Source organism: Alicyclobacillus sp. SO9, from assembly GCF_016406125.1.
Classification (GTDB): domain Bacteria; phylum Bacillota; class Bacilli; order Alicyclobacillales; family Alicyclobacillaceae; genus SO9.
In genome coordinates, this window is record NZ_CP066339.1 from 3,017,006 (window position 1) to 3,041,020 (window position 24,015).

25 protein-coding genes and 1 tRNA gene are annotated in these 24,015 nt (G+C 48.1%); 12 read left to right on the forward strand and 14 right to left on the reverse strand.

From position 1 onward, the window contains the following. Positions 1–356: 356 nt before the first annotated feature. Complete coding sequence (locus GI364_RS14140; RefSeq protein ID WP_233095800.1) at positions 357–878, reverse strand: small multi-drug export protein; 522 nt, start codon at positions 876–878, stop codon at positions 357–359. 389 nt (positions 879–1,267) lie between these two features. Here GI364_RS14140 and GI364_RS14145 point away from each other — a divergent pair, with 389 nt between their 5' ends. Then, positions 1,268–1,405 carry a hypothetical protein gene (locus GI364_RS14145; protein WP_198849913.1) on the forward strand — a complete coding sequence of 46 codons (138 nt, stop codon included), beginning with the start codon at positions 1,268–1,270 and terminating at the stop codon, positions 1,403–1,405. 164 nt (positions 1,406–1,569) lie between these two features. After that, a complete protein-coding gene (locus GI364_RS14150) occupies positions 1,570–2,073 on the forward strand; it encodes a cell wall hydrolase (RefSeq protein ID WP_198849914.1) in 504 nt (167 codons plus the stop codon). Here the strand turns inward: GI364_RS14150 and GI364_RS14155 are convergent. The 3 genes from GI364_RS14155 to GI364_RS14165 all read right to left on the reverse strand — a co-directional run bounded on the left by GI364_RS14155 (position 2,067) and on the right by GI364_RS14165 (position 4,518). Continuing rightward, positions 2,067–3,494, reverse strand: coding sequence for a tetratricopeptide repeat-containing glycosyltransferase family 2 protein (locus GI364_RS14155; RefSeq protein ID WP_198849915.1), 1,428 nt, complete (start codon positions 3,492–3,494; stop codon positions 2,067–2,069). The two genes, GI364_RS14150 and GI364_RS14155, sit on opposite strands and share 7 nt — an antisense overlap. A gap of 72 nt (positions 3,495–3,566) precedes the next feature. Continuing rightward, complete coding sequence (locus GI364_RS14160) at positions 3,567–4,205, reverse strand: DUF1349 domain-containing protein (protein WP_198849916.1); 639 nt, start codon at positions 4,203–4,205, stop codon at positions 3,567–3,569. A gap of 226 nt (positions 4,206–4,431) precedes the next feature. Beyond that, positions 4,432–4,518, reverse strand: a tRNA-Leu gene (locus tag GI364_RS14165). A gap of 300 nt (positions 4,519–4,818) precedes the next feature. Here GI364_RS14165 and GI364_RS14170 point away from each other — a divergent pair. From GI364_RS14170 to GI364_RS14200, 7 genes are all read left to right on the forward strand, one after another. After that, the gene (locus GI364_RS14170) at positions 4,819–5,466 is read left to right on the forward strand and encodes an HlyD family secretion protein (protein ID WP_198849917.1); all 648 of its coding nucleotides are present in this window, start codon (positions 4,819–4,821) and stop codon (positions 5,464–5,466) included. A gap of 63 nt (positions 5,467–5,529) precedes the next feature. Further along, positions 5,530–7,194, forward strand: a complete 1,665-nt coding sequence (locus tag GI364_RS14175; RefSeq protein ID WP_198849918.1) for a DHA2 family efflux MFS transporter permease subunit — start codon at positions 5,530–5,532, stop codon at positions 7,192–7,194. A 174-nt stretch (positions 7,195–7,368) separates the two neighbouring features. Further along, the gene (metA, locus tag GI364_RS14180) at positions 7,369–8,301 is read left to right on the forward strand and encodes a homoserine O-acetyltransferase MetA (protein WP_198849919.1); all 933 of its coding nucleotides are present in this window, start codon (positions 7,369–7,371) and stop codon (positions 8,299–8,301) included. A 235-nt stretch (positions 8,302–8,536) separates the two neighbouring features. Next, positions 8,537–8,701: a hypothetical protein gene (locus tag GI364_RS14185; protein WP_198849920.1), complete on the forward strand. Its 165-nt coding sequence runs from the start codon at positions 8,537–8,539 to the stop codon at positions 8,699–8,701. Positions 8,702–8,857: 156 nt separating this feature from the next. Next, positions 8,858–9,349 carry a 5-(carboxyamino)imidazole ribonucleotide mutase gene (purE, locus tag GI364_RS14190; protein WP_198849921.1) on the forward strand — a complete coding sequence of 164 codons (492 nt, stop codon included), beginning with the start codon at positions 8,858–8,860 and terminating at the stop codon, positions 9,347–9,349. Beyond that, entirely contained in the window at positions 9,333–10,556 is a 1,224-nt protein-coding gene (gene purK / locus GI364_RS14195) for a 5-(carboxyamino)imidazole ribonucleotide synthase (RefSeq protein WP_198854030.1), read from the forward strand. Before purE ends, purK begins: the two co-directional genes overlap by 17 nt. A gap of 115 nt (positions 10,557–10,671) precedes the next feature. Then, on the forward strand, positions 10,672–10,812 hold the full coding sequence (locus GI364_RS14200; RefSeq protein ID WP_198849922.1) for a hypothetical protein: 141 nt from the start codon (positions 10,672–10,674) through the stop codon (positions 10,810–10,812). Between the two features lie 63 nt (positions 10,813–10,875). Here GI364_RS14200 and GI364_RS14205 read toward each other — a convergent pair whose 3' ends face one another. Further along, positions 10,876–11,763 (reverse strand): C40 family peptidase, encoded by an 888-nt coding sequence (locus GI364_RS14205; protein WP_198849923.1) that lies wholly within the window; start codon positions 11,761–11,763, stop codon positions 10,876–10,878. Between the two features lie 288 nt (positions 11,764–12,051). On the opposite strand from GI364_RS14205, the gene GI364_RS14210 reads away from it, so the two are divergent. The 3 genes from GI364_RS14210 (at position 12,052) to GI364_RS14220 (ending at position 14,084) form a co-directional block, all read left to right on the forward strand. After that, on the forward strand, positions 12,052–12,750 hold the full coding sequence (locus tag GI364_RS14210) for a CoA transferase subunit A (RefSeq protein ID WP_198849924.1): 699 nt from the start codon (positions 12,052–12,054) through the stop codon (positions 12,748–12,750). 55 nt (positions 12,751–12,805) lie between these two features. Further along, positions 12,806–13,471, forward strand: coding sequence for a CoA transferase subunit B (locus GI364_RS14215; RefSeq protein ID WP_198849925.1), 666 nt, complete (start codon positions 12,806–12,808; stop codon positions 13,469–13,471). A gap of 127 nt (positions 13,472–13,598) precedes the next feature. Then, a complete protein-coding gene (locus GI364_RS14220) occupies positions 13,599–14,084 on the forward strand; it encodes a flavin reductase family protein (RefSeq protein ID WP_198849926.1) in 486 nt (161 codons plus the stop codon). A gap of 169 nt (positions 14,085–14,253) precedes the next feature. On the opposite strand, the gene GI364_RS14225 is transcribed toward GI364_RS14220, so the two are convergent. From GI364_RS14225 to GI364_RS14265, 9 genes are all read right to left on the reverse strand, one after another. Further along, positions 14,254–15,351, reverse strand: coding sequence for an MGDG synthase family glycosyltransferase (locus GI364_RS14225; protein ID WP_198849927.1), 1,098 nt, complete (start codon positions 15,349–15,351; stop codon positions 14,254–14,256). Between the two features lie 40 nt (positions 15,352–15,391). After that, on the reverse strand, positions 15,392–15,949 hold the full coding sequence (locus GI364_RS14230) for a YkoP family protein (protein ID WP_198849928.1): 558 nt from the start codon (positions 15,947–15,949) through the stop codon (positions 15,392–15,394). A 28-nt stretch (positions 15,950–15,977) separates the two neighbouring features. Beyond that, positions 15,978–16,682, reverse strand: coding sequence for a polysaccharide deacetylase family protein (locus GI364_RS14235; protein ID WP_233095801.1), 705 nt, complete (start codon positions 16,680–16,682; stop codon positions 15,978–15,980). A gap of 103 nt (positions 16,683–16,785) precedes the next feature. After that, positions 16,786–17,937: an MGDG synthase family glycosyltransferase gene (locus GI364_RS14240; protein ID WP_198849929.1), complete on the reverse strand. Its 1,152-nt coding sequence runs from the start codon at positions 17,935–17,937 to the stop codon at positions 16,786–16,788. A gap of 97 nt (positions 17,938–18,034) precedes the next feature. After that, the gene (locus tag GI364_RS14245; RefSeq protein ID WP_198849930.1) at positions 18,035–19,210 is read right to left on the reverse strand and encodes an MFS transporter; all 1,176 of its coding nucleotides are present in this window, start codon (positions 19,208–19,210) and stop codon (positions 18,035–18,037) included. A 116-nt stretch (positions 19,211–19,326) separates the two neighbouring features. Then, positions 19,327–20,523 (reverse strand): hypothetical protein, encoded by a 1,197-nt coding sequence (locus GI364_RS14250; protein ID WP_198849931.1) that lies wholly within the window; start codon positions 20,521–20,523, stop codon positions 19,327–19,329. Positions 20,524–20,563: 40 nt separating this feature from the next. Continuing rightward, positions 20,564–21,664 carry a DUF58 domain-containing protein gene (locus tag GI364_RS14255; protein ID WP_198849932.1) on the reverse strand — a complete coding sequence of 367 codons (1,101 nt, stop codon included), beginning with the start codon at positions 21,662–21,664 and terminating at the stop codon, positions 20,564–20,566. After that, complete coding sequence (locus GI364_RS14260; RefSeq protein ID WP_198849933.1) at positions 21,664–22,626, reverse strand: AAA family ATPase; 963 nt, start codon at positions 22,624–22,626, stop codon at positions 21,664–21,666. Before GI364_RS14260 ends, GI364_RS14255 begins: the two co-directional genes overlap by 1 nt. Positions 22,627–22,695: 69 nt before the next feature. Then, positions 22,696–23,931, reverse strand: a complete 1,236-nt coding sequence (locus GI364_RS14265; protein ID WP_198854032.1) for a cation:proton antiporter — start codon at positions 23,929–23,931, stop codon at positions 22,696–22,698. Between the last annotated feature and the right edge of the window lie 84 nt (positions 23,932–24,015).

A 24,015-nucleotide genomic window follows, 5' to 3' on the forward strand; every position in this document is an offset into this window, starting at 1 on the left:
CTTACAACTTGCACAACGTAATCATGAATTTTTTGTTACATTATCTACATAACCAGTTCTACTTTTAAAAAACAATGGCCCCTACGGGCCATTTACGTTACACCCCGACTATGGCGCCGAGGAACGTATTCTCTCTCAAAGGATTAGGATTTCTGTAGGGATGGGGCAAGCAGCGTCCGAAATCGGGTTAAACTGACAGATTGATGAATAGGGATTCGTCGGAGGGAAAGGGGACCTTGTTGATAGACATTGGAAAACTATGTAACCTCTCTTCTCCATCGTCTTTAACATCCCATAGCGGTAGTGTGTTGTACAAGCCAGCAGTTTATGTTGGATAATTCTACTGTCGTTGATAGTTAAAACCATTTGAGCCATGAGGTAAGCAGCATAAAAATCGAATGTCCACCATACGTAATTGCAAAGGTGGAGACGACCATTCCAATTAGAACATTTGTAAGAACTCTGCGGCGCTTCCAACGAAGTAAATGTCCAACACCAATGCAGACATAAGCCCCCAGTACTGGAGATAACGGAATCAATGCCCACGCCCCGTATTTTTCAAAAGTATGGGACCATCTTTCAGTCTTTTGCAACTTCTTTCTTATCCACTTCCATCGGTTTATAATTTCTTCAATCGTGAAGCTAAAGACTGGAACGACAACAAGATTGCCTAAAATGCTAATCACAGCTCCTGAAAACGGATGAAAATGCAGCGGGAGGCTGGCCACGGCAGCAGGCTGGGCCTCTAGAACAATTGAGGTGCCGATTAGAGAAAACGTTGCAACCAGCTTGCCTTGAATGAAACCAAGGAAAACTGCACTGAGGAAGGAAAGAAATCCTAAAATAATGCCATAAACCAGTCGGGTTAAAAAGCTCACTGTTTATTTACCTCTTGTACAAACCGTATTTTTTGAACTGACCGTTATCCTGCCAGTAGACTATCCAAGTTACTATACTTTCAATCCGTATGATTCTGCAAGCTGATAGTCTTCGCAAAGCTCTTTTTCCCCTTTTACTTCCATTAGAGTGACATAACAGCAGCGGAATCATACTTGCATGTCCAGAACGTGAAAGAAGTTGAACCTTTTGTGAAAGCAAGTGTTCTGTGTTCGTCCCGGCAGGAAACGAAGCACCTTTAATGAACCTCTAATGAATATACTGTTTTGGTTGCCACTGTGCAGGGCGTCTCTACATTATTTTGAGTCAGGACGAAGCAGACGTCTTACATATGTGCTTTATCGCCCGTCTCAAGTAGGAGGAATCACAGATGGAGCCGGGACTTCCAGTTTGGACCAATCCCATGATTTTCGTTATTCTGCTCACCGTCGCTTTTTTTCTCACACTAACAGTCAATGAAATGTTTGACGACTACAAGGAGAAAAAGAAAGAGCACTCCAAGCATTGAGACACCTCCAGCGCAACGGCGCTGGATTTCTTTTTTTCTGTCATAGGACCGTAGTAACGAACGATTTGTCCACTGCAACGGCGTCTTACACGAACTCAGATGTTTCATGAGAGAACTTTATGTACATGCTGAAAACAACACATAAGGGAAGGGGTGCCGTCCCTGTGAAGCGACTTTTCACTACGATTTTGGTCATTGCCATTGTTGGAGCGTGTGTCAGTTACTACAGCAACGACCAATCATCTGCCAAGACGCTGAGCGGCACAGATAAAATAAGGCCGATTACATCAATGCTCCATACGGACACGGGGTCTAATCGTCTCTCGTCGCGAGACCTCTTACTTATTGAGGCATTCATCGCACACCATGCCGCGAGTCAGCCCTTTAAAGCACAAGTCGCTATTGCCTCCGTAGTCCTGCACCGACTCCACAGCGCTAAGTTCCCAAATAGCGTCGAGACAGTGATTGCGAACTTCGAGAAACAGGGCCTGCCTTCGACAGACCAAGAAAACTCAACAGAGAATTCATTCCAAGCACACGCAGCTGTACTTGACGCCGTTCACGGTTGGGACCCATCGAAAGGGGCTTTGTATTGTTTCCCAAGGCAATTCTCACACAACGGTCTCACGCACACTGTCACCATTGGCAATTTGGCCTTTTATCAGTGACGCGGCTCGTGTCTTTCCTGTTTCAGTTCATCAGCCATTTGTTGAATTTGCTTGTCCATCGACGACAAGATATTTTTCACCTCTGTAAAATCTGGATTTTCATGAAGAACCAACTTGTACAGTCTCCTTGCTTCAATCCAATTTCCACTGAGCCGCTCGACATCCGCGAGGTGTAACCTGGCCTTTGCGACTCCAACGGCTGAATTCGCACTTTGCTTGCCATTTAAGTTCATTTCTACGGCTTGGCTGAGGTACTGCTTTGCTTTCTGCAAAACCGTCGACTTTTTTAACTGGTAGAAGCCGTACAGATACCAACCGTCCACCAAATCCGGATAGTCCTGTGTCATTTGCAACGCAAGTTCTTCCGCCAACTGTATTTCACCGACCTGTTCAGCAGTTCCGATTAGCATAAGGTCTATATTTGACAGCGGCGGTATGTAACCCGCGCACAGGTCTCTTGCCGCTTTCAAATGAACCCTCGCGGCGTCACTCTTCCCAAGCATCAGATATTCGCGTGCCAAAAATTTGTGTGACATGTAGTTCTTAGGCTTCTGTTGCACGTGTTTCTCTAAAATCCTGGCATTCCTTGCATACTTTTCACGAACGTTAACGACATCTGGATTATATCCATCATGTAAAAATCGAATTTTCGTAGTAACAGAGGTGATTTCCTCCTTAACATTAGTTGCAGCAATTTGTTCGTGAATTGGACGCACCCAACTGAGTCCACGATTGATTGGAAACATGCGTGTCTCTTCACTGACTGAAGCCGAGGATCCAAACGTGTTCAGCATCAATACTTTCATCGTAAAAAGTCCCGGAATATCATCATAGAGCCCAGCAATCGTGCGAATGTTATCTATGTCTTCATCATGCAAAATCTCGTCAGCGTCTACCGATAGTACCCAGTCCGTCTGCACCAGCGAAAGTGCAAAATTCCTGGCTGCAGCAAAATCATCGTTCCACACAAATCGGTGTAAGCGAGCACCCATTTCGTCTGCAACTGTATCCGTTCCGTCCGTGGAACCGGTATCGACCACAATCATTTCATCAACAGCACCAGTGAGTGCAGCTAGACACTTTCTCATTGTTCTTATTTCATTGCGGACAATGAGAATCGCGGAGACTCTTTTTTGTGGGACCTGAAGAAACCGCTCCACTTCCGAATCCACGTTGCCATTTGCTATGTGTTGACATTTTTGAATTTCCTCATCGAGTTGTGCGGCAGGATTCAAAATGGCCGCTCTGTGAAAGCACCGAATAGCCGTGTCTCCTCTATACATCCCGCGTAGAGCCTGCCCCAGGAGAATCCACGCTTGACCGTCAACTTTACTCCTCTGCAAATGAGACAACGCTCCATCACGCGCACCTTGGAAATCCTTTTCATAAATCAGCGCTGAAATGGCTTTATGTGACGTCATGAAGGACAACCTCTTTCTTCTTAAGTGAGTCTTTCTCCTTATCCCATTCTGGCATTCTTGTATTTTGACGGACTATAGATACGCGTCTTGTGGGTCATCAGAGAGTTCCTCAACAGTGAGGAAATCGAATCGCACACTCTGTTCTTTTCCTTGCGGGCTGCAAGCATACAACCCCAACGCAACAGGAGCCCCTGCAGGAACATCCAGATGAGCAATCCGTATCTGTTTCCAGTCCTGCCCATCCCAGGAAAAGTCAACGTAGCAGTTCTGAGCAATTTTCGATATGCGAAGGTACAGGTTCACATCTTGACAACTCACATATTGTGTCGACCAATCAGAGTACCCGTTATTGGTGACAACAGCACCTAGTTTGCTTGGCCCATTTGGTATGTACTCCAGCGCGCTCTTCACCCAGACATTCTCTGAATTTCGGATCATTAGACCCGCCTGGTCGTATCTTGACCTTGGCACAGCATGAAGTCCCGTCGTCATTCTGAAATTTTTCCAAGTTGTCATGTACAGAAAATGTCCGTTGTCCGCTTCAAATCCGTAGTGTGTCTTTTGCCAGTAATCCGTTTGTTCACCGGTTTCTAAGGAAAGTTGTGAACAATCAGTATCAATAAACCAGTCTTCCGGTTCGTATCTCCAATGAAGCCGAGGATCCAGACTTTCATTGTCAAACGTTTCATATAGAATCCATTCCCCTGACACAAGCCCACTCCCTCTATTAGGAAAACACCGTCTCGACCAATAAAATCATTATATCTCCTACTCCCGCTTCGTGCAGTCCGGCCTGGGCGAAAGACGAACCCTCCACACCTTGCATGAAGTAATTCCATAGCAAAAGGACCACTTCGCTTTCATAAGCGATAAGTGGTCCTCTACTCGGACAAACATTCGCGTGACAACACGAGTAGTTCGCGTTATATCACTGTTTTGGTGCGGTCGAAAGGACTTGAACCTTCACGAGGTTGCCCTCACAAGAACCTGAATCTTGCGCGTCTGCCAATTCCGCCACGACCGCATGTTTTAAGTCGTCTTAGCCGCTCGCTAGGAGCAGCGACAAGGGATATTATATCAGCGGGTGTGGGGGGATGCAACACTTATTTTCGCAAACCAATAATCTTCTTAGAAATAAAGATTTATGATTGACGTATACAACAAATCATGACATTATTTACTTTGGTGATGAAACATTATACTGCATAAACATAACTCATGCTTACGGAAACCTCCATCTCTATTGTACTAAAATGTGCGTAGACGGGAATCCTGTGGCATGAGTTTAAACAGTGTTGCGCAAATGTGGGGAGGAACATGAATTATGAGCACAAGACGGATTTTTTTGCTGAACATCCTGATTTTCATTGTTGTCATCGTGGGTGGATTTATCGCGTACTACTTTTACAACCAATCCACTCTCTATCTTAAGACTGACAACGCAAAGATTGCTGGTCAGGAGATTCCAATTGCGTCGCCGGTGGCAGGACAGTTGACGCAGTGGAACGGTACTGTCGGAACTACTTTTGACTCAGGTAAAGCTGTCGGCACTGTCAAACTCGCAAATGGCAAGACTGCGACTATTCCCATGCCTGATAAGGGCACAGTCGTTCGTAACTCTGCCGTGACGAAGGAATATGTAGCTCCGGGATCGCCTTTGGCATATGCGTATAATTTGAAAGACCTCTGGGTAACTGCAAATATTAAAGAAACGAACATTAGTGATGTGAAAGTTGGACAGAATGTAGATGTTTACGTCTCTGCATTCCCTGGCGTGAATATTAAAGGAACAATTGCTCAAATTGGTTTGGCAACAAAGAGCACGTTCTCGCTGCTGCCGTCATCAAATGACAACGCAAACTTCACTAAAGTAACACAGGTCATTCCCGTAAAAATCACGTTGCAGGGTTACCAAGGTATTGGCTTGACACCCGGAATGAGTGCAACTGTTCGGATTCACAAGAATTCCTAATACCTGCCCTCGTACACCCGTTTCAATTCGTGAAAATCGGGCTGTTTATTTGGAGGTGACGAAGTGGCCGATTCAAACGATAGTCAGCAGCATCTGCAGGAAAACGATGACGATTATGAATTTCATAAAATGAGGCTGCCATACCTCCAGATGATCATTATCATTGTTGGTGTGTTTATGGCCGTTCTCGACATGAGTGTTGTCAACGTCGCTATTCCCAATATGGAGGCGGAACTGGGAGCCACAACCGATCAAATTCAATGGGTGCTCACAGGTTACATGCTGACCATTGGCGTGTTGGTTCCGATTTCCGGCTGGATGACAGAAAAAGTTGGACCGAAGAAGCTGTTTCTGTTCTCTATGTTCATGTTCACGTTGGGTTCCATCTTGTGCGGTATGTCGTGGAACCTGAGCAGCATTATCTTCTTCCGCATCATTCAGGCACTTGGCGGCGGATTCATGATGCCTGTAACCATGTCTATGATTTTCCGTATGTTTCCGCCCAGCCGGCGCGGAATGATGATGGGCGTGTTCGGTATTGCGATTATGGCAGCTCCGGCTTTCGGCCCAGCATTGAGCGGATACTTAGTCCAATACGCCAGTTGGCGCCTGATTTTCTATGTCAACGTGCCAATTGGTATCGTGGATATCATCGTTGGTCTGCTTATCATGCATGAGTTCCCGCATGAAGCCAAGAACAGATTGGATATTTGGGGATTTGGACTTTCAACTGTAGGGTTCTTTTCGCTGCTCTACGGTATCAACAATGTGACAAGTCACGGCTGGGGTTCCGTGCTAGTGATGACTTCTGTCAGCATTGGCGTCGTGTCTCTGGTTACGCTTGTCATTGTGGAGCTTAGAATTAAAGATCCCGTTATTAACTTCCGCGTCTTGAACAACTACATGTTCTCGATGAGTCTTTTAATCACATCCATTATTAACACAGCCCTGTTCGTCGGTATCTTTTTATTGCCCCTGTATTTACAGAACATCATGGGTTTCTCTGCTCTGCGCACAGGGCTGTTTATGACACCTGCTGCACTGGCGTCAGCGGTCGTCATGCCCATCAGTGGACGTCTCTTCGATAGAATTGGGGCAAGACCGCTTGGACTACTGGGCTTGTTTGTGATTACGATTGCTACTTACGGCTTTACAGGACTCACCCTGTCCTCCAGTGGAGCTCACATTCAATGGCTGTACATTCTGCGCAGCGTTGGTATGGGAATGACGATGATGCCGATTATGACAGCAGGCATGAATACTCTGCCAGTGTCGTTGACGAGCCAGGGTACTGCAATGACAAACACGGTTCGGCAGATAGCCTCGTCACTCGGAACGGCCGTACTGACGTCGTACATGACAACCAAAGACAAAATTCATGCTGTCAAGCTGGCAGGAGGCGTTACCCAGTTTTCTCCTCAGGGACAGCACATGTTGAACATTCAACACATGCTGCAATCTATGGGAACACCGCCTGTGCTTGCACATCAGGAGGCAACGCTCCTCGTTTACGGCTTAATCAAGCAAAAGTCTTTCGTACAGGGGATGGATGATACGTTTTTTGTCGCGACACTGCTCACAGGGATCGCCTTCGTACTCGTTATCTTCTTTGCGTCAAAGGCTGAAAGAGAGGCAAGAGAGCGGAATCGCCGTAAGAAGTCGGATGCGCCGGTCAGTCAGTCAGATACACGGCAAATCACCGGAGAAACGGTGCCTGCACTCGAATAGCACGACCTTACCTGTTCACTAACCCCTCTTTCGAGGGGTTTTTTATGCTGAGTTTCACCGTACCATTCATTTCTTCGCAGAGAATGTACTTCAGACACTTGAGCAGTCATACAATAGAAGCTACTATGGTATTTACAGTTTTATTGACATTCTCACACCAAGGGGGTTCGCCCAGTGCCAATCAAAGTGCCTGATAACTTACCAGCTCGCACAGTACTCGAGCAGGAGAATATTTTCGTGATGGGCGAACAACGCGCATTTCATCAGGACATTCGCCCGCTGCAGATAGGAATTCTAAATTTGATGCCGCTCAAAGAAGAGACTGAAACGCATCTGATTCGGATTTTGAGTAATTCTCCCTTGCAAATAGATGTAACACTCTTGCGCATTGCTTCACACACACCGAAGAATACATCCGCACAGCACCTCAATACATTCTACAAAACCTTTGATGAAATCAAAGACAAGAACCTTGATGGCTTGATTGTAACCGGTGCACCTATCGAACAGCTGAACTTTGAAGATGTAGCATACTGGCAGGAATTTCGTGACATTTTAGCATGGTCAAAGGACCATGTGACTTCCACGCTGCATATTTGTTGGGCTGCACAGGCCGGATTGTATCTGAATTACGGTATTCAAAAATACCCTTTAGAGAAGAAGTTGTTTGGTGTCTTTTCGCACACCATCGTCACACCTACGCCGCTGGTTCGCGGCTTCGACGAAATTTTTCACGCACCTCACTCACGCCACACTTATACCCGCAAAGAGGACGTGGAGGTGATTCCTCACCTTGAAATTCTCGCAGAGTCTGCACAAGCAGGAGTCTATCTGATTGCAACAAAGGACGGCCGGGAAGTCTATGTTACGGGGCACTCGGAATATGAGCGCTACACGCTCAAGCAGGAATACATCCGCGATGTGGAAAAAGGAGTTTCTGCTCCCCTGCCGGAGAACTATTTTCCAGCAGACGATGTGAACTCCGCACCTGCCTACACGTGGCGAGCTCATGCGAACCTCCTCTTCAGCAATTGGCTGAACTATTGTGTATACCAAGAGACACCCTACGACTTGTCCAAATTGTCATTTGAAGACTTGTTCCTATAGGGGACATTTTCCAGGACAAATCACATGCATAACCGCAACCTGTCGGAGACATACTGTGTGTTGTAAGGAGGTTGATGTTGCGATGATAACCGAGCACCTGTAACTGACAATCAGTAAGGGTAATGGTTATTGTGTAAAACATCTTCTAGACCTTGCACCTGAAAAGGCGGCCTCACAGCCGCCTTTTCGTTTTTATTCCCAGTTTTGATCCTACTTCCTACTTGGAGGGATTGCTGTGAAGGATTCAAGACGTGTTCCAGGTCACGCAATGAGACCGATGGACGTAGCTGGCACCGAACGACAGCGCAAGAGAAACCTCAAGCAGTACGAAGTTCACAGCGACGATTTGAGTCATGGTAAGCACTCTCGACGAAATGAAGGGCAGGATACCAGGGAATAAAAGCGGAAGGGCCTATCCCCTTCCGCTTTTGTTTTGCCATTCTTGCACCTCTGCAGCCCGATTTTCCGTTCATATGTCCGTTTCTTTACCTAATGGACTGGCAGGCTTCACCTGGTGTTGATAATATGTGTCATAGAGAAAAGGAGGTTCGCTACGTTGTCAGCGTTAGTAGGAGTTATTATGGGAAGCCATTCTGACTGGGAAACCATGAGTCATACCTGTGATGTCTTGGATGAACTTGAAATTCCTTATGAAAAAAAAGTGGTATCCGCCCACAGAACGCCAGACTGGATGTTTGAATACGCAGATACTGCCGAAGGACGAGGTCTGCAGGTGCTGGTTGCCGGCGCAGGCGGTGCGGCCCACTTACCTGGCATGGTTGCTGCCAAGAGCACACTGCCCGTCATCGGCGTTCCCGTCAAGAGTTCAGCCCTGTCCGGAATGGATTCCTTATTGTCCATTGTTCAAATGCCGGGAGGGGTGCCGGTGGCCACCGTTGCCATTGGCAGATCAGGCGCTGTCAATGCAGGACTGTTAGCTGCACAGATTCTTGGATTGCAACGCCCTGACATTGCCGAAAAAGTAAAGCAAAGACGACAAAAACTACAGCAATCTGTTCTGGAAAGTGGTGATCCCGGTGAACAATAAAAACGAAAATCAACATCCTCCCCTTCCCATTCTGCCAGGCAGTACTGTGGGCATTCTAGGCGGAGGTCAACTGGGACGCATGATGATTCTCGACGGCAGGAAAATGGGCTACAAGTTTGTTACCCTCGATCCCGCTGAAGACTGCCCAGCCGGCCAAGTATCCGATATCCAGATTGTCAGTGAATACAGCAGCATTCAAGCGGCAGAACAACTTGCCCGCCGCAGTCAGGTCATTACCTACGAATTTGAAAATGTGGATGCAAAGATGACTCAGTTCTTGCAAGAACGAAGTTATGTACCCCAAGGCAGCGAGTTACTTCACACGACACAGCATCGCTTGCGTGAAAAGGTAGCAATAGAAAAGGCTGGGGTTCAAGTTGCACCTTATTTTCCTGTGGGTACAGAGCAGGAATTGCATGATGGCGTAGACAAACTAGGTCTTCCCTGTGTTCTAAAGACCTGTACCGGGGGTTACGACGGAAAGGGACAATGGCTCCTGAAAACCACTCAAGATGTCGCTGCGGCGTGGTCAGAAATACAGACTTCCGGGGCTGTGCAGCCCGCTGTCGACTCATCGGATTCCACAGCCAACGATTCACCCACTGAACCCGGTTTCATTTTAGAGAAGTTTGTGCCGTTTGAGCGAGAACTGTCCGTAATCGTTGCCAGAAACCCCTCGGGTGAAATCAAGACATTTCCCACGGCAGAAAACATCCATAAGAATCATATCTTACACTTGTCTATTGTTCCGGCGCGAGTCTCCAAAGAGGTTTCCGAACGAGCCCGGTCGCTGGCCGAAAGTATTGCCGCATCACTGGAACTTGCCGGCGTAATGGGTGTAGAGATGTTTCTGATGGAAAACGGGGAGTTGTTCGTAAATGAGCTCGCACCGCGACCGCACAACTCAGGCCACTATACGCTGGACGCCTGTGTGACGTCACAGTTTGAACAGCATATTCGCGGGATTTGCAACTTACCTCTCGGCTCTACTGAACTCCTGAGTCCCGTTGTCATGGTCAACATTTTAGGTCAAGATGTTGCTCCGGTTTTGGCACAGTTGCACACCTTCCCGGATACTGTAAAGCTTCACTTGTATGATAAGAGTGAGGCACGAGTCAACCGAAAAATGGGCCACATTAACGTAATGGCAAAAGATACAGATGAAGCTCTCCATCAAATTGCACAATTTGGTATATGGGATGTATAATCTGTCTAGAGGTATAATAGAAGTGTAAAGCTGTAAAACACGTGCGTGAGAGAGGATATGCAGATGAAGGGACTATCCTCTCTCTTTTCACTCAAATTTATACGAGGTGATAAGATTGAAAAAAGAAACAGGAAATTTAAACCCAATTCAGTCATTCGTGCAGGTGTGGCGCGCGTTCGAGAAAATTGCCGTCGTTTTATCGGCAGCACTGGTAGTCGGCACTGTCGGCTATGTGTCGCTTCACGCTTTGACTTAAGTCTGGATTGACCTCATTCTGAAAGCTGTCCTCGGCAACACAAAGGACCAGGTTCTCCGCGCTTTACGGTTGCCTGGCCCCTATGTAATGCTGTGCCCAGTACCCGCTAATACCGCTCACTCGGACACTGCTTCCTGCGGCACTGACAAAACGATTGCCGCCAACATAAACCCCAACATGAGAAGCACCCCTGCCGTCAGTATTGAAAAACACCAGGTCTCCTACTCTTAAGTTGCCACGCGACACAGGGCTTCCTGCGTTAAACATCGCGTAGCTTGAATGTGGAAGCGAAATACCAACCCGCGCATAGACGTACCGTACAAGACCTGAACAGTCGAACCCGCTTGGACTAGTTCCACCCCATCTATAAGGAACGCCCACATATTGCAATGATATCGAAGCTGCCCGCACATCTCTGCCTGCGGGATTGGCGGACCGATGATACGTTGACGTTTTGGATACTGTTGTCCGGAGATTCGCTTTGACTGTAGCCTTGTGGAGGGTTTGCTTCTTCGTAGCAGTTGTCACATGTTGGGAAACCGTACTATGTATTTTAGAGTGAGGAGAAGAGGCGCCTTGCGGCGGCTTCGCAGCGCTCAAGGTAAGTTGAGATATGGCCGCTTTGGTTCGTGCCTGCAAGACCTCGGCCTTCGTCTGTTGCTGCAAAGTGACTAATGTAGCTGAACGACTTGTTAAATCTGATAAGGAGTTTCTCCTTGCGGCCTCGGCGGTCAGGTTGAGAGGCTGAATTAGAGAAAGCTCTTTCCTGCTGCCGGACATCTCGGACGACAAATGCAGCTGTGCAAACAATTCAGATGTCGTTACTGCGATACCCCGTCTTTGACTAGAAAGTGTTTTGCGGGTTGAATGTGACTGATGGGTCGCGCCGACAGTTGTCAATGATACAAATAGGGCTGAGACAGACAAAACACCAAGTCCTCTTCGATTCACAGGCCTGACTCCTTCTCATCAAATACACTCAGGTTAAATTATAAGGCCTGTCTCTTAGAACACACAATAGGAATTTTAGAACATTATGAGAACATAACGGAAACTAGTGATGGATATCCTCAAAAAGCGGTGGATATCCATCACACTTTTCCAAACAAAACCCTGCAAAAACACATCAACAGACATGGCTAACACACCCCCCGGTCACTATGGAAAACGCTTGCAAAATATCGTCCACTATGCGGTAATGGTAGCAAGTACAGCGCAACTCTGAGAGGGGGACCTAGTGTGAACAAAGTATTCGCTTCTGCTGCAGAGGCGGTAAAAGACATTCCAGATGGATCTACACTGTTGGTTGGCGGATTTGGTCTAGTAGGAATACCAGAAAAGCTCATAGCGGCTCTGCATGAGCAAGGAACGAAAGACTTAATCTGCGTCAGCAACAATGCAGGTGTAGACAATTGGGGACTAGGCATCTTACTGCAAACGCATCAAATTAAGAAGATGATGTCTTCTTACGTCGGAGAGAACAAGACCTTTGAACAACAATACTTAAGCGGCGAACTGGAAGTTGAACTTATCCCTCAAGGTACGCTGGCAGAAAGAGTCCGTGCTGGCGGAGCAGGAATCCCAGCCTTCTACACTCCTGCCGGCGTTGGAACAATGATTGCCGAAGGTAAAGAAACACGAGAATTTGGCAATAAGGAGTATGTTCTGGAACACGGAATCACTGGGGATTTTGCATTAATTAAAGGCTGGAAGGCGGACAGACTGGGCAACGTCATCTATCGTGAAACGGCTCAGAATTTCAATCCCATGATGGCTGCCGCTGGAAAGACGACCATTGTGGAGGTAGAAGAACTCGTCGAACCGGGAGAACTGGATGCGAACTACATCCACACCCCCGGAATTTATGTACAGCGAGTCATCGTTGGTGATTCCTATGACAAGAGGATTGAACGCAGAACCACGAAGCCGCGCCCGTGAGTTTTGCTTTGTCTGCCGTGAACCATAGAGTTTTTATGCGAAAGGTGTGAAAATTATGCCGTTGACGAGAGAACAGATTGTCCAGCGGGCGGCTCTAGAAATCGAAGATGGGTTTTATGTGAACTTGGGAATTGGGATGCCGACACTTGTATCCAATTACGTTCCTGATGACATTGATATCGTACTCCACTCTGAAAACGGATTGCTGGGAACCGGACCTTATCCATATGAAGGTGACGAAGACCCTGATTTAATAAATGCCGGAAAAGAGACCGTTACAATCCTTCCGGGAGCATCATTTTTCAGCAGCGCAGAATCCTTTGCAATGATACGCGGAGGGCATATCGATGTCGCCATTCTGGGCGCAATGGAAGTCTCAGAAACAGGTGACTTGGCAAATTGGATGATACCCGGAAAGATGATTAAGGGCATGGGCGGCGCAATGGACCTTGTGCACGGAGCCAAACGTGTGATTGTCACAACTGACCACGTAAATAAGCGCCGTGAGCCAAAGATTCTCAAGAAGTGCGCTTTACCGCTCACGGGTAAGGGTGTCGTACAGCGAATCATCACGGACTATGCGGTCATGGATGTGACTGATGAGGGTCTCGTACTCCGAGAAATCGCACCTGGTCACACTCCGGAAGAGATTCAAGAGCTAACAGAGGCTGCCCTCATCATTCCAAAAGACGGCGTCAAAGAAATACCTCTGACGCGCTGAACAGTTTCATAGAGTTGTGAGTCTTATGTAACCTACTTGAATTTCGTGATTGAGCCTCCCTCTGTTACAATGAACGGTGTTAAGCGTGACAGCTGTCGCGCTGGCATCAGCTGAGAGGAGGCTTTTCATGGCAGTTCATGCAGATGTATTCAAACACGCGTTGGGGCACTTCGCCAGCGGTGTTACGGTCGTTACTTTGGCTAACGAAAACACAAAGACGGGTATTACCGTAACGGCGTTTTGCTCTGTTTCATTAGATCCGCCGTACATCCTGATTTCCGTTAACAAGGAATCATATTCCCTCGACATATTGAAAGACAATCCTATGTTTGTCGTTAATTTCCTGGCAGCCAATCAACAGGATGTGTCGAATCAATTTGCGTCGAAAAGTAAAGACAAGTTTCAGGGTATATCTCATCACATTGAGAAGCTGGGTCTTCCCGTTCTCGATAACACCCTTGGATTTCTTGAGTGCAAGGTGGTAAACCAGGTGTCCGCCGGCGATCACGATTTGCTAATAGGCCTGGTCGAAAACGCAGGTATCGATGATACAAAACGTCCTTTGTTATACTTTCACGGTACCTATGACGAACTAAAGCGAGCCAGCGAGTAGAGCTTGTCAAGAACCTGCGCCAAGCTGCAGAAGAACGGTCTCAGCTTCTTGTCACGCTGAGATATGGATTGTCATTCTGTCTTTAAGAATGAAGAGCGATACAAAGAACAGTCTCAGCTTCTTGTCACGCTGAGACTGTTCCATTTTAGCGGTTCTCTATTTCCCTATGTCAAGCACGGCTTAGAGCGTGCTTGACAACAGCCTCTGCTGACCTGTACACAGCCGCGTAGTCACAGGCCACTCGCATTTTTTCAAGAACACCGGGTTCTCTTATTTCTAAAACAGCATCAGCCAACTGGGACAAGTCATTCACCCTTTTGGCAGCACCAAGGCTTTCTACAAACTGAGCATTGTCAGCCTCTTGTCCTGGCTGCGGCTTATACAGCACCATTGGACAGTGACAAGCCAAGCATTCAGCGACGGTAATCCCGCCTGATTTTACGATAGCAAACTCCGCACGCTTGTACCATTCAGCCACGTTCTCCAAGTAGGGAAGTGCATGTATCGCATTATCCTTTCTTCCCAACTGTCTAACTTCTCGGCGCATCAAAACGTTTCGGCCGCATAGCACATAAACATCTGATTGGGGCCAGTGTTCACGTAAGTAGTAAATCGTCTCTTTCAACTCAGGAAACAGTCCTCTGCCGCCCGTTGCAACAAGAATATACGCCTGTACGGGAAGAGCAGAGTCTGTTCCTTCGCTCTCCTCACCATATGCGAGGTCGAATTGTTTTCGCAAGGGAATACCCGTAGTAATGACGTCTGCCTCCTGCGACGCAAAGCGTTCGACGCCCTCGCGCAGGAGTAAGTGAGGAATGTAGTATGCGTCGATATTACGATGAAACCACCTGCCATGCACACTAAAGTCCGTCAACACTGCTCCAATAAAAGGCCGGTCGGAGCGATCAAAAGGAAGCTTTCGCAGACTGTGGTCCGGAAACAGTTGAAGAATGATATCTGGATTGTAGTCCTGCAGTTGTTTGAGGATGTGCTTGGACGAGTTGCCTGATAAAAGGCGCCAGAACGGATGGTCCGGTCCGAATTCTGCCGTCAACCGATAACTGGCGCCGTAGACAACGGGTGTATACCGCGTTGTCCATTCGTAGACCCATTCACTGAAATCAGCCATGGTCTCACTCGCCCCGCGGTAGAAATCAAACGTGTGAACTTCAACACTTGTGACAGCTGCAAAGGCCTCTTCCAAGGCCTGCGCGACTTTCCCGTGGCCATCGCCAAATCCCGCAGTCAGCAGCGCAACTCTGGTCATAACGTTCTATCTCCTTGTAATGTACGAGACCTCAACTATATCACTCTGCGTGATAAAGCTCCAGCAAATGGTCCTTTGAGATAGCCACAACCCTCGGCACAAAGTCGTCTCTATGCTTCGTCAGAGCCTGGGTCCCCCCGGGATTCACCATTTCAAACAGCTTGCGAAGATGCCAACGGGACAATTCTCGCATGAAACGATTGCTGATTGGAAAGGAAGAGAAACCGAGTCTGCTGATACCTCGGTGAATAAAGGTGACACCATAAAGAGCTCGTACGTTCTTCCCAGTTTCATTTTCCACGTACTCTGCCAGTGCAGGAAGTGAGTCTCGCGCTTCACTCAGCAATTTGACCGTACTCGCCATCAGACTGTGGTGATCTTTTAAAATGTCCATCACCAATTCGTTGTTAATATGGAGTTCTAGCACTCTGTCAAACGGCTTCACCTTGATGCCGTCAATCGTAAACGACCTCCCCAAGTATCTGCGATCCGCTACTAAAAAGAGGTCCTCCTGTGTCTTCCGGATGGGCTTCACGCCTGCAAAGACCTTAAATAGAGCCTCCCACACACGCCAAGCTATCACGCTACCCCGTGCCATAACTCTCCTCCCAGAACCGCTCGTAAATCTAGAATTTTACCCAATCTTTAAAAACTATAAATTGATAACCTCTATCTCTGACTGTCTGTGCCAGTCCTTCTATTAATGATATGACCTGTTCTGGGGCTTTATCCTCAGCTCCGGCAGTCTTGTCGCTGTCATGCAGCACAATCACTGCACCCTTGTGCAAATGACGCACAATTCTATCTTGCAAAACCTCACTCTGCGTAACCCGCCAGTCTCCAACCATGATGGACCACGTAACTAGTTTAACCGACTTGAAGGAAGTAAGTAACGTCACTAGGTTGGACAGTCCCCATGTGGGGCGATACAAGACAGCACTAACACCAAACTCACGCTTGAGAAGAGACTGGGTTTCCTTAAACTGTCTCACAGTCTGACGCGGACCAAGTATGGGGACCAACTGATGTTTCCACCCGTGAATCTGAACGTCATGACCCTCGCGAAGCATACGCCGCACCAAGTCCGGATATGCTTGTGCTTTTTCCCCTAACACAAAAAAAGTTGCCTTGATATTGTACTCGTGCAGTTGATCCAACAGTCGCGGCGTGTAGTCGGGGTCAGGTCCGTCATCGAATGTAAGTGCAACACTTGAAACAGAGGGACCCCTAGCGACTGCGAACCAATGGAAGAGCCGAGTTACTATGTTCGGTAAAACAGAGTATAGGAAAAGCAAGACGACTGCAACTATGATAATAGTTATCCAAAGCACTCACGACACTCCACTGCTGCGAAATTGCGAAATTCCAACCGAATCTCACGTAACTAACAAGATTTTAAAAGTACTCATTTAAATCCATATTAAAAGTCCCGTCTCAGGTGGCCCATGCACCCTTGTCCTGACGAGACTCGTACTGTTCCCCTAGATCAACCAGCAAATCTGCAATCGTGTCAGCGGCACCACGCACGCTCATGCGTCGTGTTGCTGCCCTCATATTGCTGAGTGTTTCAGGAGCCACCGTCAATCCTTGCAAAAATTCACCTGCTGCCTTCACATCACTAGCCAAGCGCGCAACCCCTGCATGCAGAGCGAAAGCTGCATTCTGCTCCTCTTGACCGGGAATCGGTTTTAACAGCAACATTGGCAGTTCCATGGCTAACGCTTCTGTCACAGTGATACCCCCTGGCTTAGTGACAATTAAGTCCGCCATAGCCATCCACTTATCTACTTCATTGGTGTATCCCAAGATACGAACCCGATTGGATTCCAACGGCTGAAGCCTCCGATACAGACGTTCGTTCCGCCCGCATATGACACAAAATTGCAGATTAACATGTTCCATCACATCCATCCACTCCGCAACGTCTCCAAGGAGCCCCGAGCCGCCGCCCATCACCAACACCAGCGGTTTATCGGAACGAAAGTGTTCATCGCGGCGATGTGAGACCCGCTTACGCAGCATTGCTGCCGAATTCTGAGGTGAGAACTGACTGCGGATCGGAATGCCTGTAACGGCCAGTCGCTCCTGAGGAACACTGTGCGCCTCCAGTTCGCAAGCTACGGCGTCCGTTGGTGTGCAGTACAAGTCAGTATGGTCCTGCAACCACTGCCCGTGAGCCGTGTAATCCGTTAGAATGGCTGCGGATGGTACACGTGTAAATCCTTGTTCTCGGAGTTCTGACATCACTCCAGTTGGAGTTGGAAATGTGCTCGCTACAACTGACGGTTCGTAAGCCCGCAAATATCGTTTCATTTGTGCCATACCCAAATGATTAAGCTGGCGCTGTAAAGATGAAGTCGACTGCAACTTCGACATAGACCGATAAAAAAGCCCGTAAAGCACCGGGGCTCGTTGAACCCCCTGAATTAAACTAAATTTGGCAAATGAACGTAATGCAGGGTTCAACCACTCCGTGTAATCCACCACACGCACTTTGATGTTACGCTTTTTCAAAGCTTCTGCTGCCGCAAAGGCGGCCTGATTATGCCCATCACCAAACGAGGCTGTTAAAAGTAGTACTTTCACCTCGTTCGCCTCCCGTCACGCGTACACCCACGTATTTTTAATGCGTTTTTGGTCTGCATTGACTACTGTAGCACGATGCAGTCCTATAGAAAAGTAATCACGACTGAACTTGAAAATAAAAGCGCAACGCGTAAAACACGCCCAGCAGTGCCAGGACAATGCCGCTTACCAAAAAGGCTGCAGGAAGACCGTAAGCATCCGATATGACTCCTCCAAAAGCCGGGCCGACGCTGACACCAACGCCTTCTGCTGTAGTATAAAGTCCCCAAGCAGAGGCTTGTCTACCCGAAGGAATAATCGTCGCAACAAACGTGTTCCAAGCCGGTAAAACCAGGCCATACCCCATTGACAAGACAGTTAAAATAAGCAGCATCAGCACAATCGAGGATGGAGGATGATTGCCAAGGAGTGCAACGCCGCTCCCGCACAAAAGAAATCCGAGAACCAAGGACCGTCTCGGACCCGCTCTATCGACGACCCGACCTGTCAACAGCATGACAAGAACCGCAAACCCTCCCCCTCCGGCCAAAGCAATGGTGTATTGAATATTGGACAAGCCAAGGATTTTCCTCGCAAACAGCGGAAGTATGGGTATCAACATACTAGCCGCCATGGTCTGCAACAAGACGCCTCCGAACACGGACCACTGACGCCGAAGAAATGACGCCATCTCCTTCGCCCACACTTGCTTCTTGCGAGAAGCTCCCGCCATCGTCCGACGTCCCGTACCAGTCACTGCAATGGTTGCCAGGATCCAGACACCAACAAGCATTGTCAAAACAAGCCAGAGGTAGTTCTGCATCAGTACATTCACAAGCAACATACTAAGACCAATACCTATCAACCAAAAGGTATAGGCTCGACTCATCCATCGCCCTTGGCGTTCACCGTCCTCCTTGCCTGCTCCAAGTACCGCGAGCCAAATAGGTGACGCCCCAGCACCCCAAATAATGGCGCCAATGAGTCCAAGAAGAGGGTACTTTACCGAAACAGTGGCAAGCAGGCCCAAAAGTCCCAAAGCCAGAGCAAAGCCGAGGACATTTCGTCTTGGATAGCGATCTAAAATCACGCCCGCAAGCGGCTTACAGAGGGTCTCCGCCAAATAATGCGACGATAATATAACCCCCACCCACGCGACCGATAATTTCAAAACATTGGTCGCATACAAAGGATACAGCGCAATAAAGAATCCGCCGCGAACGAATTCCACCAGTCCCAAACTTAGTAACAGCAGAAATCTTGAAAATGAGAGTTTCGTCTTATTTGTTTTCACGTTTTGAGAATCCTCTGCAGCACATTGTAGTTAGTCATATTAGATACCAGTATATCACTGGTTGGAACGAATCTCACGGTCTGCCTGAGACCATTTTACATCTGCGGGTTGCGTGTTCACGGGTGCTTATGAGAGTATGGCTCCTGTGACCGTTTCATCGCATTCCCATTCCGCCCATACCGCTCTTGTTCATACACCTCAACCAAGTGCTCTAATTGTGTACTGTGCTCTTGCGAGCGCTGAACCATACCGCGAAAAGACATGGTCTCGCTGACATCCGCTCTTTTTTTTAGTTGTTTGTGCAACCATTGTTGTACTTGCAAACGAACTGGGTTGTCTGTCTGCAAAAAGAGTTTCTTCCCGCTGCCAGGAAGGGATGAGCGAACTATCTCCGGCTCCGGAGTCTCCTCTGTCACAGTTACTTTTGCAGCAGGCTTTTTTCGACGAAGCACCCAAAACAACGCCCCTGCTATAAATGCACCCATTAGAATGATATAGATCCAAAGCAACGCCGGCATCACCGCATGATGCGGCTGATTGTGTGGCAGCTTAATGACAGGAGAAGTTAAGCCGGGATGCCTTTGCAAAGCAAAGTGACGGTGAATTGAAGGGAACGGCAAATGCGCTAGCAGGGGCTCTAACACAGCAACAATACCGGAACCGACCAGTTGCAAAAGTCGGAAAAATGAATGGTGAAGTAAAACAGCGACCAGAAATGGGACGGCAAACACAGCCCACACCACCCAAGGTGGTATACTGGCGCGTGTATTAAATGTCAACCTCTCCACTCGCCATAGCGCATAGGTGCGAAGCAACACCGCTCCCAGAACAAGAAATGCAAACAGTGGACTGACGACACGTGGAAGTGCACCTCCCAGCGGCACGGCCCACACATAATAGTATGCACTCAACAAAAATACACCTACACTGTCAACAACGAAGGCAGCGCGATTGGAGTCTGCAAGCGATTCAGCGCGTTCTGTGTTGTAAATTCGCCAAAAGAGTACAGCCATGTAGCCTGTTACAAGCGTGTACAGGAGTCCATCGGCTTTTAGGGTCCAAAACCAATATGCCGTCAGAACCAGATGTAAAAGGATTGCAACAGCATGGGGTACCCGTACACCGACCCTGTTCAGCCACAACGCATACGAGATTACCACAGCCAGTGTTTCGACCCCAGCGACGATAAGCACTTGAGCAAACACTTGAAGGGATGTCGTGTTTGTACTGACAAGGGTGAAGAGAGCAAGCGCGGGAACAACCGCTTGGGTAACCAGAAATGCGAAAATCAGAACCTTACTGGTCTCTGTCAATAGAATACCGGGCGCGACATCCTGGTTTGTTTCAAGTCAGTCATCCGTACACCTCCCGAGCAATGCTCCCTCCCGGCCGTTTTTCAGCAGTTGGGTGGATTTTCGCGTCAGGGCCGTAAAACACCTTGATGAGTCTTCCTTTTTTTCTTTCTTCGTCCATGATGGTTCGCAGTTCCTCATCTTCGTAAGAAGTGAAAATAAGAAACGACTGTTGAACCGATTCCCCTGCTGCATGATGAATCAGAGTCTTTGTAAAGGATTCTACTGCAATCGCATCAACCTCTCCGAGCACAGCGCGAATTGATGCTGCAGAGAGGTTGCCCAAGGTACCGCTGCGAAGTCGACGCAGCAACGCTGCGTTGGTAACGAAACGAACTTGAAACCGTTTTTCGTGCAGTTGCACGGCAACAGTTAAGAGCATCTCGCAGAGTGCATCAAACTCATTTTGACGTACTCCCATCCAGTAGTCTTCAAACATCTGGGCATTGAGCATAAGACAGACAGACACGTCAGTGGAAGCAGAAAACTCCTTGGTCATCCACTTGCCTTGAGATGCACTAGCGGTCCAGGCAATGTATTTGAGCGGATCACCAGGTTGGTAATCTCGAATTCCACGAAGACGGGTCTCATCCTGGTACATCCAGTGAAATCGCTCGATGTCGCCAGTAATGGATTGAAACTCAGGCTGAAAAGCTAACTCGGGAAGCATTTTAGGCATAATTCGTAACATGGATTCGTCTCTTCTCTGCAAATAAAGCGATTGAAGTCCGAAACCCTCGTTCACGGTCAGGTAGACAGGATAGTACTGCATTCGTTGTAACCCCCGCCTGGTAGCATAACATGTGACAGTCACGTCCATCTGCTGGCGCGCCCCGACGAAAGTTCTGAAACGAATGAACCGTCCGGTTCCATCCTCATTAGCCGATAAACCTGGCGGCAATTCAACTGACAACTCCACCAGTGGACATGGGAGCAGCGATGTGTTACTAAATGTAAAGCCCAGCTTCACCTCATCGCCAACGACGACATAGCGAGGTGTAAAACTCGTACGAAGTTCAATCCTGTTGCGAACGACTGCGAACCAAAGATACGGGAAACCCCAGACGCCCGCAACCAGGCACAGCCCAAAGAGAGCCAACATCAGTGCTTAACCTCGGCAAATTCTGTCGGCACTGGGACTTGTTTTAGAACTTCCTGTAAGACGTCAACCTCACCTGTGTCCGTACCCCGTGCCCACTTGGTGAACGTTTTCAAGCGATGGTCCAACACAGGAACCAGGGCCTCCTGGACATCATCCGGAATGACGTAGTCTCGTCTCGCAACCACAGCTAATCCTTGTGCAAATGCCGTCACCGCCAGCACCGCTCGGGGGCTGGCACCAAGTTCGACTTGCTCATGCTCTCGCGTCTGTCTGCACAGCCGAACAATGTACTGCAAAACATCTGGAGCTACGTGTACTTTCCGTGTAAAATCGCGAAGTTCGATGACATCGGGTCCGCTTAGTATTGGCTGCAGTTCGAAACCATTTCCAAACCTGATGCGCTCGACCATCGCAATTTCATCCGCTTCATTTGTGTAACCCAGTTGCAAACGAACAAGAAACCTGTCTAACTGTGCTTCGGGAAGTGGGAACACGCCCTGTGATTCGATTGGATTTGCCGTCGCCATGACGAGAAAAGGCTGCCGCAGAACATGGCTTGTCCCATCAACGGACACACTTTGCTCTGCCATGGCTTCCAATAGTGCAGATTGAGTCCTTGGCGTAGCTCTGTTAATTTCATCCACAAGTAGCAATTGTGTAAAGACAGGTCCCTGCCTAAATTGGAACTCGTTTTTTCCTGGATGAAACACCATAGTCCCCGTCAGTTCACTTGGCAACAGGTCTGGTGTAGCCTGGACTCGGGAAAAATCCAGCCCGAGCACCCTCGCCAATGACGTAGCGAGCGTCGTTTTTCCTGTACCTGGAATATCTTCAAAAAGGATATGCCCCCCAGCCAGCATGGCAGCCAGTGTATGTCGAATCACTTGGCGTTGTCCTATAACTTTCTTTTCCAACTCGTCTATGACTTGTATCAGTTTTGACTGTATTGATTGGTCAAACAACTCTACCCCTCCAACATGGACATCCAGAAACGTCCGATACAGGAATAGTTAATTAATTCCTCACAGTTTCTAAATATCCTCCTCTTCCGATTCAAGGAGAAGTCGTAATTTTTTTGCAACAAATCCGGTGGTACTGGCCTGGAGTAAAATTGTAATTAAAATTGCCATAAACGTCACAGCCGCAATGATATTTCCGCCGGGGATGCCGGCTGCAACAATAATGCCAGACAACGCTGCTGGAATGACGCCCGTTTCTCTGACCCAGAACATGAAGAAGATTTCTCGCCAACTCCATTTGGCGTTGACATCTATGAGCACAGATACCAGTACAGTCAATGGACGAGCCACCACCATTAGGACAGCCACAACAATGAGTCCAAGTCCCAGTTTACTGAAGACAACGCCAAAATCCACTTGAGTGCCAAGGAGGACAAAAATCAGCATCCGGAAAATCAGCGTGACTCCGTTGCCAAAGTGATGAACATTGTCTTGTGTATATTTTGCGAACGGCCACCCGAAGGAATCTCCGTTTCCTGCAATCACGCCGGCGGCAAAAGCTGCCATATAACCGCTTCCGTGAAGGAGGTCCGCCAACTGAAACGCACCCAAGGCTGCTGTCAACAAGACAATTGAACCGAATTCGTGAAACAAACCCAAACCCTTTCTGGATACTGTCCACAAAGACAGAAGGCCCAGAACGACGCCGACTGCAATCCCAACCAGCGACTCCTGAAAGAATGTTCCAACAGGGCCCCACAAGGTGATTTGTGCATGAGATTTCACGATACCGATTAATGTAAAGACGATGACAGACGCCGTTGCGTCATTAAATGCAGATTCCGACTCTACCGTCTGTCTCAAACGCGGCCATACCGAGATCCGTTTAAAAACCGGGATGAGAGTAGCAGGATCGGTCGACGCAATCACACCGGCCATCAACAGAGAAAAGAGCCACGGGAGATGAAAAGCATAGTGTGCGACAACGCCCACCACCGCTGCAGACACGACGACACCGACTGTAGCTAGCATCGTGATACTTATCCAGACTTTCTTCAAAATGGACAGCTCTACAGACAATCCGCCATCGAACAAAATCAGAGCTGCGCCGACACGAAGAATAAATTGATTGACATTAGAACCGCCTGGCTCCGAGATCCAATTAAAAACATAGGGCCCAACGAGCAAGCCCACAATGAGAAACGCTGCAACGTCGGGAATACGCGGTTTTTCCGTAAGTTTCGTCGCAAACAGACCAAGAACCAAGATAATGAGAAGGACACGCCAAGCACCTTCCCATGTAGCCATATGTAACAATCGACAACGCCCCTACGAATAAATTTTGATGTATACTTGAGTATACATGAAGGATTTTCTACCATACCGATTTGG